At 33.7% G+C, this 13,255-nt stretch carries 14 protein-coding genes and 1 pseudogene; 11 read left to right on the top strand and 4 right to left on the bottom strand.

Annotated elements, in window-relative coordinates; all coding sequences use genetic code 11:
• Window positions 1-30: 30 nt before the first annotated feature.
• Window positions 31-1,002 (top strand): PorP/SprF family type IX secretion system membrane protein, encoded by a 972-nt coding sequence (locus tag ACNQGG_RS01035; RefSeq protein WP_417960684.1) that lies wholly within the window; start codon window positions 31-33, stop codon window positions 1,000-1,002.
• Window positions 1,003-1,027: 25 nt separating this feature from the next.
• Here the strand turns inward: ACNQGG_RS01035 and ACNQGG_RS01030 are convergent, their stop codons facing one another.
• Window positions 1,028-1,207 (bottom strand): hypothetical protein, encoded by a 180-nt coding sequence (locus tag ACNQGG_RS01030; protein ID WP_417960682.1) that lies wholly within the window; start codon window positions 1,205-1,207, stop codon window positions 1,028-1,030.
• On the opposite strand from ACNQGG_RS01030, the gene ACNQGG_RS01025 reads away from it, so the two are divergent.
• The 7 genes and pseudogenes from ACNQGG_RS01025 to ACNQGG_RS00995 all read left to right on the top strand — a co-directional run bounded on the left by ACNQGG_RS01025 (window position 1,201) and on the right by ACNQGG_RS00995 (window position 7,625).
• Window positions 1,201-1,605 carry a cupin domain-containing protein gene (locus tag ACNQGG_RS01025; RefSeq protein WP_417960680.1) on the top strand — a complete coding sequence of 135 codons (405 nt, stop codon included), beginning with the start codon at window positions 1,201-1,203 and terminating at the stop codon, window positions 1,603-1,605. The genes ACNQGG_RS01030 and ACNQGG_RS01025 overlap by 7 nt on opposite strands.
• An 89-nt stretch (window positions 1,606-1,694) precedes the next feature.
• Window positions 1,695-1,886, top strand: a pseudogene (locus ACNQGG_RS01020) (hypothetical protein); the annotation flags it as partial.
• A gap of 125 nt (window positions 1,887-2,011) precedes the next feature.
• Window positions 2,012-3,199, top strand: a complete 1,188-nt coding sequence (locus ACNQGG_RS01015; RefSeq protein ID WP_417960678.1) for a phosphoglycerate kinase — start codon at window positions 2,012-2,014, stop codon at window positions 3,197-3,199.
• 292 nt (window positions 3,200-3,491) lie between these two features.
• Entirely contained in the window at window positions 3,492-5,345 is a 1,854-nt protein-coding gene (locus ACNQGG_RS01010) for a LysM peptidoglycan-binding domain-containing protein (RefSeq protein WP_417960676.1), read from the top strand.
• Window positions 5,346-5,499: 154 nt separating this feature from the next.
• Complete coding sequence (locus ACNQGG_RS01005) at window positions 5,500-6,078, top strand: 3-keto-disaccharide hydrolase (RefSeq protein WP_417960674.1); 579 nt, start codon at window positions 5,500-5,502, stop codon at window positions 6,076-6,078.
• 76 nt (window positions 6,079-6,154) lie between these two features.
• Window positions 6,155-7,129, top strand: coding sequence for a DUF4837 family protein (locus ACNQGG_RS01000; protein WP_417960672.1), 975 nt, complete (start codon window positions 6,155-6,157; stop codon window positions 7,127-7,129).
• A gap of 49 nt (window positions 7,130-7,178) precedes the next feature.
• Window positions 7,179-7,625: a GNAT family N-acetyltransferase gene (locus tag ACNQGG_RS00995; RefSeq protein ID WP_417960670.1), complete on the top strand. Its 447-nt coding sequence runs from the start codon at window positions 7,179-7,181 to the stop codon at window positions 7,623-7,625.
• Here the strand turns inward: ACNQGG_RS00995 and ACNQGG_RS00990 are convergent, their stop codons facing one another.
• The 3 genes from ACNQGG_RS00990 to rnpA form a co-directional block, all read right to left on the bottom strand.
• Window positions 7,626-8,432 carry an OmpA family protein gene (locus tag ACNQGG_RS00990; RefSeq protein ID WP_417960668.1) on the bottom strand — a complete coding sequence of 269 codons (807 nt, stop codon included), beginning with the start codon at window positions 8,430-8,432 and terminating at the stop codon, window positions 7,626-7,628.
• A complete protein-coding gene (locus ACNQGG_RS00985; RefSeq protein WP_417960666.1) occupies window positions 8,432-10,069 on the bottom strand; it encodes a S41 family peptidase in 1,638 nt (545 codons plus the stop codon). The genes ACNQGG_RS00990 and ACNQGG_RS00985 overlap by 1 nt, the downstream gene beginning before the upstream one ends.
• A gap of 113 nt (window positions 10,070-10,182) precedes the next feature.
• A complete protein-coding gene (gene rnpA / locus ACNQGG_RS00980; protein WP_417960664.1) occupies window positions 10,183-10,623 on the bottom strand; it encodes a ribonuclease P protein component in 441 nt (146 codons plus the stop codon).
• A 125-nt stretch (window positions 10,624-10,748) separates the two neighbouring features.
• Here rnpA and ACNQGG_RS00975 point away from each other — a divergent pair, with 125 nt between their 5' ends.
• The 3 genes from ACNQGG_RS00975 (at window position 10,749) to ACNQGG_RS00965 (ending at window position 13,213) form a co-directional block, all read left to right on the top strand.
• Window positions 10,749-11,483, top strand: a complete 735-nt coding sequence (locus ACNQGG_RS00975; protein ID WP_417960662.1) for a lysophospholipid acyltransferase family protein — start codon at window positions 10,749-10,751, stop codon at window positions 11,481-11,483.
• Window positions 11,484-11,493: 10 nt separating this feature from the next.
• A complete protein-coding gene (locus tag ACNQGG_RS00970; protein ID WP_417960660.1) occupies window positions 11,494-12,480 on the top strand; it encodes an acyl-ACP desaturase in 987 nt (328 codons plus the stop codon).
• A gap of 79 nt (window positions 12,481-12,559) precedes the next feature.
• On the top strand, window positions 12,560-13,213 hold the full coding sequence (locus tag ACNQGG_RS00965; protein ID WP_417960658.1) for an HD domain-containing protein: 654 nt from the start codon (window positions 12,560-12,562) through the stop codon (window positions 13,211-13,213).
• Window positions 13,214-13,255: the final 42 nt, after the last annotated feature.

Below are 13,255 nucleotides of genomic sequence, written 5' to 3'. Positions count from 1 at the left end.
ACCAATTTGTCCCAAATTAAAATGATTCCAATGAAAAAAATAATAGCACTTCTTCTCTTGACTGTAACTTCAGGTTATAGCCAGGAGTTAAATTTGCCGGTTTTTACGCAATATTTAGCAGATAATCATTTCGTAATATCACCGACATTCGCAGGAATTGGAGATAATCTTAAAATTAGGGCTAATGGGTTGACCCAATGGGTTGGTATAAAAGATGCCCCAGAAAATCAATCCGTTTACGCTGATTTTAGAATTGCGGATCGCTCAGGGGTAGGAGTGTCTTTGTACAATGACAGTAATGGGAATACCAGACAAACGGGTGCAAAAATCTCTTTTGCACATCATTTAATACTGGATTATTATTCTAAACAATACTTGTCTTTTGGAATCTCCTACAACATTAATAATTTTAGAATAGACATTAATAATTTTAACACTACTTATGAAATTCCTGTTATAGACCCTAGTATTACAGACAATAGATCTAATTCAAATAATAACTTTGATGTAGGAGCTTTATACAGAAACAAAGCATTTTATTTCAGTTTTAATGCAAGTAACATTTTAACAAAGAATATTGATAAGTACATGGGTGTAGAGCCAAGTTTACTTTTGAATTATCAAATTTATTCCGGATATGTTTTTAAAAGTCCTACTAATAGTAGGGTAGAATACGAACCTTCTGTTTACTATCAATTGTTTGCGAGCGATAAACGTTCCAGTACTGACGTGAATATAAAATACAGGCATTTTAATAAATATGAGGATTATTACTGGGCTGGAATATCCTACCGCTTTCTTAATGATCAACTGTTAAAGCCTTTAAATGTGGGACCCATGTTGGGTTTTAAGAAGTCTAATTTTTATTTTGGGTATTCCTACCAGATTACCCTCAATCAATTGGCAGTCTTTAATACAGGAACGCATGTTGTTACAATAGGACTTGATTTTCTGGCAGGTATCAGCAACTGTCCTTGTACGCAAAGTCCGGTTCACGATTAATATTTTAAATAGATTGATTTAAACGTTACAATTTATTATATTTAATACGCACTATTCCTTTAAATGGGAGAGAAATCGCAACAATCGATGTTTTTACCGCAATAATTTGAATGCTTCCATAAGAATCATAAATCTGATTGGTTAAGTAGTATTCATGAAAAAGATATTTCCCTTTATGCGTTGAATTTGCGCTTGTGTTTGGCATTTATGTTGTTGCCATATGCATTTACTTCGTCAGGAAATTATTTCGAAGAAAGTAGAAAACCATTCGGGATTTTGCATTTTTTGAATGAAATTATAGTAGCGCCCCAACATTCGATGATAACGGTTTTGGAAGCCAATACTACAGTGCTTATTTTACCACTGTTTGGCGGAGTTGCTTATAAAGACAGCTTAGGAAATGAAAGTTTTATTGGAGTGGTACAGACTCGAATTATTTCTGCCAAAAAAAGAATGTCTTTCGAGCTTACTAATTCTTACGAGGAAGAAAATGTCAGTTATTTACAAATAGGATTCAATACCAAAAGTCAAGATTCTGAAAGTAATTTTCAACATTTTCATTTTGGTTTAACCAATGAAAACCAATTAATTCCATTATTCTAAATTTCAAATACAGTTGGTTTTATAGGAATGTATGAGGCAAGAAAAGAGGGGTTTTATTCGCTAAAAAACAATTCGAACGGCGTTTTGTTTTAGTAATTAATGGTGCTTTTGAAATCGAAAATCGGCTGTTGGAATCAAAAGACGGGTTAAGTTTATCTGGAATTGACTCCTTAGAATGGGAAGCATTATCCGAAAAATACGCTTCTTATCGTTTTAGAAATTCCATAAAGGAACCATTTAGTGACAAATGCTCTTTGAATTTAATTTCAAAAAACAAGTAATTTGAGACTATTACAACGTTTTCGTTAGTGGATTTCCCTAATTTTCAAACTATTCTTATTTTTTAGTTCCTGAAAAGTTCTATATTTGTTATTCTTTCAAAAAAAACAAACTAAAAATATACTTAATGAAAACTTTAAACGATTTTAATTTTGCAACTAAGAAAGCAATAATACGTGTTGATTTTAATGTGCCTTTGGATGAAAATTTCAATGTAACAGATGCCACTCGTATCGAAGCGGCAAAACCTACAATTGATGCTATTCTTGCTCAAGGTGGAAGCGTAATTTTGATGTCACATTTAGGCAGACCATCAGGTGTTGAAGAAAAATATTCATTGAAACACATCCTAAAAACTACTTCAGAAGTGTTAGGAGTGCCCGTTAAGTTTGCTTCAAACTGTGTTGGTGTGGAAGCTAAAAACGCTGCGGATAAATTACAAGCTGGAGAAGTTTTATTATTAGAAAATTTACGTTTTCATAGCGAAGAAGAAGCTGGAGACGTTGCTTTTGCAAAAGAATTAGCATCACTTGGAGACATTTATGTAAACGACGCTTTTGGAACAGCACACAGAGCACACGCTTCGACTACAATTATTGCTCAGTTTTTCCCAACTGAAAAATGTTTCGGTTTATTATTGGCTAAAGAAATCGAAAGCTTGAACAAAGTTTTGAAAAACAGCGAAAAACCAGTAACAGCTGTTCTTGGTGGATCTAAAGTTTCTTCTAAAATTACGGTTATCGAGAATATTTTAGATAAAGTAGACCACATGATTATTGGTGGTGGAATGACATTTACTTTTGTGAAAGCATTAGGAGGTAAAATTGGAGATTCTATTTGTGAAGATGACAAACAAGAATTGGCATTGGAAATCTTGAGATTGGCTAAAGAAAAAGGAGTTCAAATCCACATTCCAGTTGATGTTGTTGCAGCAAATGATTTTTCAAATACTGCCGATACTCAAATTGTTGACGTAAAAGAGATTCCTGATGGATGGCAAGGACTTGATGCTGGACCAAAATCATTGGAAAACTTCAAAAAAGTCATTATGGATTCTAAAACTATTCTTTGGAATGGTCCATTAGGAGTTTTTGAAATGGAAAGTTTTGCTAACGGAACAATTGCACTTGGGAACTTTATCGCTGAATCAACTGAAAACGGAGCGTTCTCACTTGTAGGTGGTGGAGATTCAGTAGCAGCTGTAAAACAATTTGGACTAGAAGACAAAATGAGTTATGTTTCAACCGGTGGAGGTGCTATGCTTGAAATGCTTGAAGGAAGAGTATTGCCAGGAATTGCTGCAATATTGGACTAATACATTGATTTAAAAAGGTCTTTTAAGCTGTAATCCAGATTAAAAAGACCATATCTATTATACTAAGAAACCTTAGCGATGAACTATTTGTCGCTAAGGTTTTTTTAATTTTAAAATTTGATGAATTGTGTTTTAAAAGGATTTCTTACAATGAAATCACGGAAAATTCTTCATAATTGAACTGAAAGTTGCATTTTTAACAATATTTAAAGAAATTTTCAGTTTTAACCTATTATGTTTGTAAAAAATACCAATGTAATCATTTGAAATATAGGCCTTTGATCATTAAAATATGAATATAAAAAATACCACCCTGTCGTTATTTCTATTGTTATCAGTGCATTTGTTTTCGCAAGAAGTCGTTGAAAATAAAGATATTATAAAAATAGAACCAAAATTATCCTATTTAGATTCTATCAAGAAAACTTTCGTAAAAGATGAAATGGCATCTTGTGTTGATAGCTTGTGGATGAAAGAATTGACCAACTTGGATTTATACAACAATATAACCGATGATATAAAAAATATCAATATCGATGAAAAAGTGGATTATGAATTGCCTACGGAACTTTTAAAAGAAAGACTGGCGGCGATGGATGCAAAATCACCTTTCAATATTGAGTACAATCAAGGTTTGGAAAATATCATCAAATCATTCCTAAAATACAGAAAGAAATCTTTTGAACGTTTAATGGGTATTTCCGAATATTACTTCCCCCTTTTTGAAGAAGCGCTTGCCAAACAAAATGTTCCTTTAGAAATAAAATATTTAGCCGTTGTAGAATCCGCGTTAAACCCAAAAGCAGTTTCTAAAATGGGTGCCACTGGACTTTGGCAGTTTATGTATCAAACGGGAAAGCAATATGGTTTGAAAATTGATTCCTATATTGATGAGCGAAGCGATGCTCTGAAAGCTTCTGAATCTGCGGCACAATACATGTCTAATATGTACAAAATATTTGGCGATTGGGATCTCGTTTTAGCCTCTTATAATTCTGGACCGGGAAATGTTTCCAAGGCGATCAGACGTTCTGGCGGGCAACAAAATTATTGGAACATCAGAAAAAATCTTCCGAAAGAAACGCAGGGATATGTTCCTGCTTTTTTAGCAACAATGTACATTTATGAATACCATACTGCACACGGTATCAAACCCGACAGAGCGATTATTAAGCATTTTGCTACAGATACAATCCGGATTAAAAAGCAAATGTCGTTCAAACAAATTTCCGATTTGTTGGATGTTCCCGTTGCACAATTGCAGTTATTAAATCCATCGTACAAGTTAAATGTGATTCCGTTTTATCAGGATGAAAATCATTTTTTAAGATTGCCACAGGATAAAATAGCTGTTTTTGTTTCAAATGAAGACCGAATTTATGCCTACGCCGAACATCAGCTGAACCTTCGTGAAAAACCATTTCAGATTACAAAAGCGATTGTTGTGCGTGATACGATGAATTATACCACAGAACGCATTACGCTTCCTAAAACAAAATATTACAAAGTAAAACGCGGAGATAATCTGAGTGAAATTGCCGATAAATACGACGTCGCTGTTTCAGATATTAAAAAATGGAATAAATTGAGAAACAATGCTGTTTCATATGGTAAAAGTTTAAAAATCATTTCTGAACAAAGTGTCATAAGAACGGTTAGGAAAGAACGAAAAGTGGAAACAGTTCCTACAGAAACAATTTCTGAAAGTCAAAAAGTAGCAACTTCTGAAGTTAAAATCAATAAAGAAGAAGAATTGGCTTCTAATCCAGAACGAAAAGACATCGAATATGTCGTTCAAAAAGGCGACAATCTAGGGAATATCGCTAAGAAGTTTGGAGCAACTTTAACGGATTTAGAACAATGGAATAATTTATCAGACCATAATATTGCTCTAGGAGCTACTTTGATTGTTGCCAAAAACGAAATTGTAATCACTACTGATAAAGCTGCGTCCAGTACTTTCAAGAAAAAAAATATAGCTTCGGTTTCTAAAAAAGAAGCAGCGGAATATTATGTAAAAAAAGGGGATTCTTTATTTAGTATTGCCCAAAAATATCCTGGAGTAACTATTTCAGATATTAAAAAATGGAACGATATTCGCGGAGAACATATTAAACCCGGAATGAAATTAAAAATAAACGGATAATCTAGTATAGTTTAAGTTTCATTTTCTTAATTTCAATCGCTAATAAATAGCGTAATTTCTCCGTTTTAAATAAAGTATTATAATGTTGAAAAAAATAATTTTTGTTTGTTTTATTGTGTTAAGTTCTTGTGCAGTTAAGCAAAAAAGTTTGTCAATGAATGACTGGTATGGGTATACTAAAAACAGCAGCGAAAAAATAGCACCATCACAAGTATATGAGTTTACGGATGGCATGATTAGAATGCATGGAGAGAATAATGGCTATTTAATGACGAATAGTTCGTATAAAAATTTTGAGTTAACTTTAGAGTTCAGGTGGAATTTAGAAAAGGAATTCTATAGAGGTGATGTGAAAAAAAATAGTGGTGTTATGTACAACATACCTTCAAATTCACCCGATCACATTTGGCCAAAAGGAATTCAATTTCAAATAAAAGAGAATACTACCGGCGATTTTATTTTTTTAGATAATGTAACAGCAAAAGTAAACGGAAAATTGATTGAGGCTGGTGCAAGTGTAGTTTCTCCAAAATTTAGTAGTAATGAGAACCCTTATGGAGAATGGAATACGATTCTCATCCGATCATTGAATGGGAAATGCACGCAATATTTAAACGGAAAATTAGTAAATGAATGTGTTGAGGTATCTTCTAAGGAAGGAAAAATTTCTTTAAATTATGAAGGTTCGCCCATTGATTTTAGAAACATCCAATTAAAAAAAATCCACAAATAGTTTTTTGCTTTTTTCTATAAAAGCTGCCGTTTTTTCTCTTTATTTGGTAATTAACATTTTATAGCCTACCGAATCAATGAATAAAATCCATTTTTTATGTCTGTTTATTTCGTTCTTGTTTTTTTCTTGTACAAAGAAGAACGATAATCTGCATCGTAAAACGACGGGAAAAATCAATACAATTTCAGTAATTATTGATGATCAGTTGTGGAATGGTGAGATAGGAGACAGCATTCGAAATAAGTTTGCATCACCTGTAATTGGATTGCCACAGGAAGAACCACTTTTTACCATAAATCAATATCCGGTTAAACTTCTGGAGGGATTTATGACAGATACCAGAGCGATTATTGTGGTAAAGAGAGAACAGCAAAATAAATTTGAAATAAAGAAAAACCAATACGCATTGCCTCAAAATGTGTTTCATATTTCAGGAAAAACGGGCGCTGATATTATCGAATGTTTAGAAAAAAATGCTCCGCAAATGATTCAATTGATCAAGCAGGGAGAAATAGCCGAAAGTCAAAAAATAAATAGTCAGTCGTTACTCAATCCCCAGTTAATCAGTAATAAATTCCATATCTCGATAAAGATTCCTTCCGGTTATATGTATGTACTTCACAAAAGTAATTTCATATGGTTGAAGAAGGAAATTGTTGGTGGAAATACAAGTCTGCTGATTTATCAGGTTCCTTTAAACTCCATTAAAAAGTCAAATTTGATTTCGAATATCATAAAAATGCGGGATTCAATAGGTAATTTATATATTAGCGGGACTGAACCCAATACGAATATGATTACTGAGGAAGCTTATGCGCCCTATCTTTCAAAGATTACTCTTAATGAAAAAGAAGCTTATGAAACCAAGGGAACTTGGGAATTAAAGAATGATTTTATGGCGGGTCCTTTCATCAATTATGCTGTTATAGATAAGGAATACAATAGGATTTTGGTTTTGGAAGGTTTGTGTTATGCTCCGTCAAAGGAAAAACGGGATTTGATGCATGAGTTGGAATCCATTATAAAATCAGTTGAAATTCAAAAAAGGTAATGTCTAAATTATTTTAAATTAAAAATTAATATTAAAAAGAAAACAATCCATGGCATTAGAATGGAAAATAAAGCCTTTTGAGGCGCTTACTGTTCATGAACTATATGACATACTCAAACTAAGAAGCGAGATCTTTGTAGTGGAACAAAACTGTGTTTATCTTGATCTTGATGGGAAAGACAAGTTGGCGTTGCATCTATTTGGAGAATTTGAAGGTGCAATTGTGGCTCATGCCCGACTTTTCAAAGCAGGAATCAGTTTTGATAATGCTTCTATCGGAAGAGTGACCGTTGCCGCAAATTACCGCGACAGAAAATGGGGTCATGACTTGATGCGGGAAGCTATTGCAGGAATTCTTTCTCATTTTGGCGAAAGTAAAATCACTATTGGCGCCCAATTGTACCTGAAAAAATTCTACGAAAGCCAAGGTTTTGTGCAAACTAGCGAAATGTATTTAGAAGATGATATTCCGCATATTGAGATGCAGAAAGTATAATTATAGTTTGGTGATGAGAAATTCAACTCTTCTATCAAGCACATCTCCTTTTCCCAAAGGAAATTTATTGCCGCAACCTTTGTAAGTTATTCGTTGGGAATTAATTTTTCTCGAAAGCAGATATCTGTAAATATTACGGGCACGATTCCATGAAAGTTTTCTTTCCTTGGTAGCTTTGTCGACCGCATCTTCATAATAGCGAGGAGTGCAGCAAACATGCCCTCTAATTTCAAATTGGAGTGATTGGTTTTTCTGTAAGATGGCTATTGTTTTGTCCAATTCCTGTTTTGATTGTAAAGTTAGTTTACTGCTTCCTATTGCAAATAGGACGTTTTCTAAATAGATACGATCGCCAACTTTATGCTTTTCCTGAAGAGAATTGTAAATGCCTTTTCCAAAACCGTTTTTATTGACAATAAACAAATCGGCGCGCCGGTTTTTAGATCTGGTTTCTGTTAGGTTTACTATAGTGTCTTTTTTCAAAATGATACGTCCTCGGCCTTCAATAACCACTATCTTGTTTCTGTTAAAACCATTGGAAGTGAGTATTTTTTGAACGGTACGTACTCTTTTTTCTGATAATTTGTAATTATAATCATTTTCACCTCTGTCATCACAATAGCCGTAAATTTGGATAGATTCAATTTTTGTGGTGTCTGAATTTTTTACAAAATCAACAATAGTTTTAATTTGTTGATTAGAAAGAGTGAATTTGTCAAAATCAAAATATACAGTTTGTATTGGTTTTTTCTGGGCTGAAAGGTGTCCAAAAAACAATAAAAGTATTATTTTAAAGTATTGATACATTACAATTTTAAAATGGATTTATATTCTGCATTATTGTTCAAAATACCTACGGCTTTCTTAATTTCCGAATTATTTTTTATGTAATATTGATACAAACCTTCCTGATATTGGTAGCGTTTAATGATTTCTTCCAAAATTAAATTCTTGATTTCTTTTTGATTTTTATCCAATAAAGCATCTTCGCTTTTTTGCAAAGTAGACAGCAATTGTTGGTACTCAGCAGTTATGGATCCATCTATTTTTTCTTTTTTGGCTACAGCCAAAGTATTTTTCAATGCCAACTCCGTATCCGTGTCAAAAGAGAATTTTTGTGCTTTTAAAAATTGTTTAAAGTCTAAGAAATCCGCATCAGAAATCGTTGGGATGGTAGTGCCTAAAGTTGGATTCTTGTAATAATAACCCGTTACATAATTAAAAATTCCGTCATTTTTGACCAATGCATTTGTTATCGGACTTAATTTTGTTTCGTCAAGTTCCACATCGGGCTGAATGCCTCCGCCGTCATAAACCGTTCTTCCTTTGCGGGTTTTGAAAGCATTATAATTCTTCTCTTCGGTTTTTACGGCCAATCCATTTTTATCTTTATGGGCGTAATCCAGCGCTTGAATACACCTGCCAGAAGGCGTATAATAACGAGAAATGGTCACTTTTAGTTGGGTTCCGTATGTTAAATCAACAGGTCTTTGCACCAATCCTTTTCCAAAACTTCGGCTTCCTAAAACCACGGCACGATCTAAATCCTGCAAAGCTCCCGAAACAATTTCTGAAGCCGAGGCACTTTTTCCATTTACAATAATGATCAAGGGAATTTCAGTGTCAATAGGTTCTTTTGTTGTTTTGTAGGTGTTGTTGTATTTTTCAATCTTTGATTTTGTAGTTACTATAATTTCATTTTTTGGAACAAAGAGATTGCAAATATTTACTGCTTCACCCAAAAGTCCTCCGGGATTGCCTCTTAAGTCCAAAACAATTCTCTTAGCACCTTCGTTTTTTAGCTGTTCCAATGCCATTTTGGTTTCTACAGAGGCTTTGTTGTTAAAATGGGATAAAACGATATAACCGGTTTCAGCATCTATTTTACCAAAGAAAGGAACCGATTTTATCTCCACTTCGTCACGGACAATTTGGGTAGTATAAGGTTTTCCCTGACGGATGTATTTGATGTCTATTTTAGTGTTTTTTGCACCTTTGAATAATTCGGAGGCGTCATCTCTAAAATTAGATAAGAGAATATCTCCTACTTGGGTAATTTCATCACCGGCTCTAAGTCCCGCTTTATCAGCCGGAAAGTTTTTGTATTGCTCTTTTACGATGAGTTTACCGTCTTTTCGGGTAAGTAAAGCGCCTATTCCAGTATATTCTCCAGTATTGTTTATTTTAAAACTGACCACATCTTGCTCATTAAAATAAACAGTATACGGATCTAAACTGGCTAACATGCCTTTAATAGCTTTGTCCATTAAGTCGCCAGGATTGGTTTCATCAACATAGTTCTTGTTCAATTCCTTGAAAAGGGTGGTGAAAATCTCTATTTGTTTGGCGATTTCAAAAAAATCGTCTTTGAAACTCACGCCAACATATAGAAATGCCGAAGCGACAATAGGAATTATGATTTTTTTTTGGAAAAAAGAATTCATGGCTTTTTGGACTAAATTTGAGATTACTAAATTAAGAATAAATCACCAATAATTATACGGGATAAAGTGTAAACGCAATTCTACGGTATTTAGTAAAATTGGAATTATTTATTTTATAAATTTGGGTCGCTTTCTGGTAAAGGCTTTTTACTGTTTTGAGCAATAAACTTCTCAAACAGTTGTATGGTTTTGGTATTGATTTCTTCATAACTTAATCGGTCCTTACTTTGGTAAAAAAACATAAAAGCATGAGGTTGATCCAGATTATCAATCAATAAATGTTTGTTGAGACGATAGGTTTCGCGAAGCACACGTTTAAAATAATTGCGGTCCACGGCTTTTTTAAAATGTTTTTTAGAAACCGAAACGCCCATTTTAATTTTTTCTTCTGTCCCCGATCCCGACGCTTCGGGACGGGATTCAGGATTACCCAAAGCATCGGAGTAATAAACCAATCGCAACGGATATTTGGATACTGATTTCCCTTCAGAAAACAATAATTCAATGGTTATTTTACTTTTTAATTTTTCGTTTTTTGGGTAAGTGAAGTTCATTTTAATAGAAAAAAGACATAGATTTAGACGGGCAAAGTTACGATTAAACGCTGAGCCTGTATATTGTTTCCGATTTAAATCGGGCTAAAAATATATTTCTTACTTTTGTGGCAAATTTTTAAAGCATGCAAAAACTAATTTCGTATCCCATATCCATAATTTATTATTTATGTTTTGGTCTTACCTTGGTTATTTTTCACCCAATTCAGTGGGTTTGCTTCCATGTTTTTGGCTATCAAGCCCACAAAATAAGTGTCGATTACCTGAATTTTTTCTTATTAAAATGTACGAATCTTTTAGGAACAACCTATAAATTTGAAAATATAGAAAGCATTCCTAAAGATGTTCCTTTGATTTTTGTTTCCAATCATCAAAGTATGTACGATATTATTGCTATGATTTGGTTTTTCCGCCGATTTCATTGTAAATTTGTTAGTAAGAAAGAACTAGGAAGCGGTATTCCGAGTGTATCTTTTAATTTACGTCATGGGGGTTCTGTTCTTATTGATAGAAAAGACCCTAAACAAGCCATTCCAGCCATTAAAGGATTGTCGGAATATATAGAAAAATACAACCGTACGGCAGTTATTTTTCCGGAAGGAACAAGAAGTATAACAGGGAAACCAAAAGAGTTTGCTCAAAGCGGATTGAAAATTTTGTGTAAATATGCACCATCGGCATACGTGGTTCCAATAAGCATAAACAATTCTTGGAAAATGGTTAAATACGGATTTTTTCCTTTAGGTTTAGGAAATCATCTTACCTTTGTCGTACACAAACCATTAGCGGTTAAAGATTATAATTTTGCTGAATTAATGGAAAAAACAGAAACAGCAGTTGTTCAAGGAATAAAAATTTAATTTATATATAATGTCAATAAAAAACATTCGATTAGAAGTAATGCAGTTTTTAGAAAAAAACGTAGATAGCTTTGTCGATCAGTATCTAATTCCAGTAGAAAAAATATGGCAACCAACAGATTTTTTGCCTAATTCTCAAAGCGATACTTTTTTTGATGAGGTCAAAGAATTACGTGAAATTGCAAAAGAATTACCATATGATTTCTGGGTGACTTTAGTAGGGGATACTATTACAGAGGAAGCATTACCTACATACGAATCCTGGTTAATGGACGTAGAAGGAATTGATAATGTAGAACGTAACGGTTGGTCTAAATGGATTAGACAGTGGACTGGAGAGGAAAATCGTCACGGTGATTTGCTAAGTAAATATTTGTATCTGTCAGGTCGTGTCAACATGCGTGAAGTAGAAATGACAACGCAACACCTTATCAACGATGGTTTTGATATTGGAACCGGAAGAGATCCTTATAAAAACTTTGTATATACCAGTTTTCAAGAGTTGGCAACTTATGTTTCTCACAACAGAGTAGCTCAAATGGCTAAGAAATATGGAGATAACAAATTGTCTAAAATGTGCAAAATGATTGCTGGTGACGAAATGCGTCATCACCATGCGTACAGTGAATTTGTAACTCGAATTTTTCAGGTTGACCCTAGCGAAATGATGCTTGCTTTTCAATATATGATGAAAGCAAAAATTGTTATGCCAGCGCATTTCTTGAGAGAATCCGGTGAAAAAATAAGCACTGCTTTCGAACAGTTTTCTGATTCGGCGCAAAGAATTGGGGTTTATACAGCAGCGGATTATGTTGATATCATGCAGAAATTAATCGACAAATGGGAAATTGACAAGATTTCTGGTTTGACTGATGAAGCAGAGAAAGCGCGTGATTATTTGATGAAATTACCGGGAAGAATGGCAAAAATATCGGAAAGATTAGTGATTCCTCAAGAGTCACATATTTTCAAATGGGTAGAACCGGCCAGACTATAAATTTTTGATTTAAGAATAAGGAATGTTGATTTTTGAAGGTAGTCTTTGAAAATCAACATTTTTTTTACAAAATATAACAATGAACAACCCCGATTTAATTAGTAAAACAATTCTTTTTGTAAAAACAAAACTAGAAAATGCCGAAGGTGGCCACGACTGGTTTCATATCGAAAGAGTGTATCGAAATGCTATTTTGATTTCTAAAAACGAAGCTTGTGACACGACAGTTGTGCAACTTGGTGCCTTGCTTCATGATATTGCAGACAGTAAATTCCATAACGGAGATGAAACTATTGGCCCAAAAATAGCTCGTGAATTCCTGGAATCAGAAACTGTTGCCGAAGTGACCATCGCTCATGTGGTGAATATCATTACTAACATTTCCTATAAAGGCGGTAATTTCGAAAAGAAATTCTCTTCAATTGAACTGGATGTTGTTCAGGATGCAGATCGATTAGACGCTATTGGTGCGATTGGAATTGCAAGAGCATTCAATTACGGCGGATTTAAAAATAGAACGCTCTATGACCCTAAAATAGCGCCAAACACTAAGATGACGAAGGAAGAATACAAGAATAGCGATTCTCCGACAATCAATCATTTTTATGAAAAGTTATTGCTCTTAAAAGATAAAATGAATACCGAAACCGGAAAACAAATTGCAAAGGTAAGACACCGCTATATGGAAGGTTTCATTTCGCAGTTTTATGTGGAATGGGAAGGGGAGAAATAGGATTTTTGATAGCGGATTAACAATTTTAAATTTCAGATGTTT

The organism is Flavobacterium esculini (assembly GCF_048284325.1).
Classification (GTDB): domain Bacteria; phylum Bacteroidota; class Bacteroidia; order Flavobacteriales; family Flavobacteriaceae; genus Flavobacterium.
The sequence above is the reverse complement of the archived record's forward strand: the minus strand, read 5'-3'. Positions and strand labels throughout refer to the sequence as shown.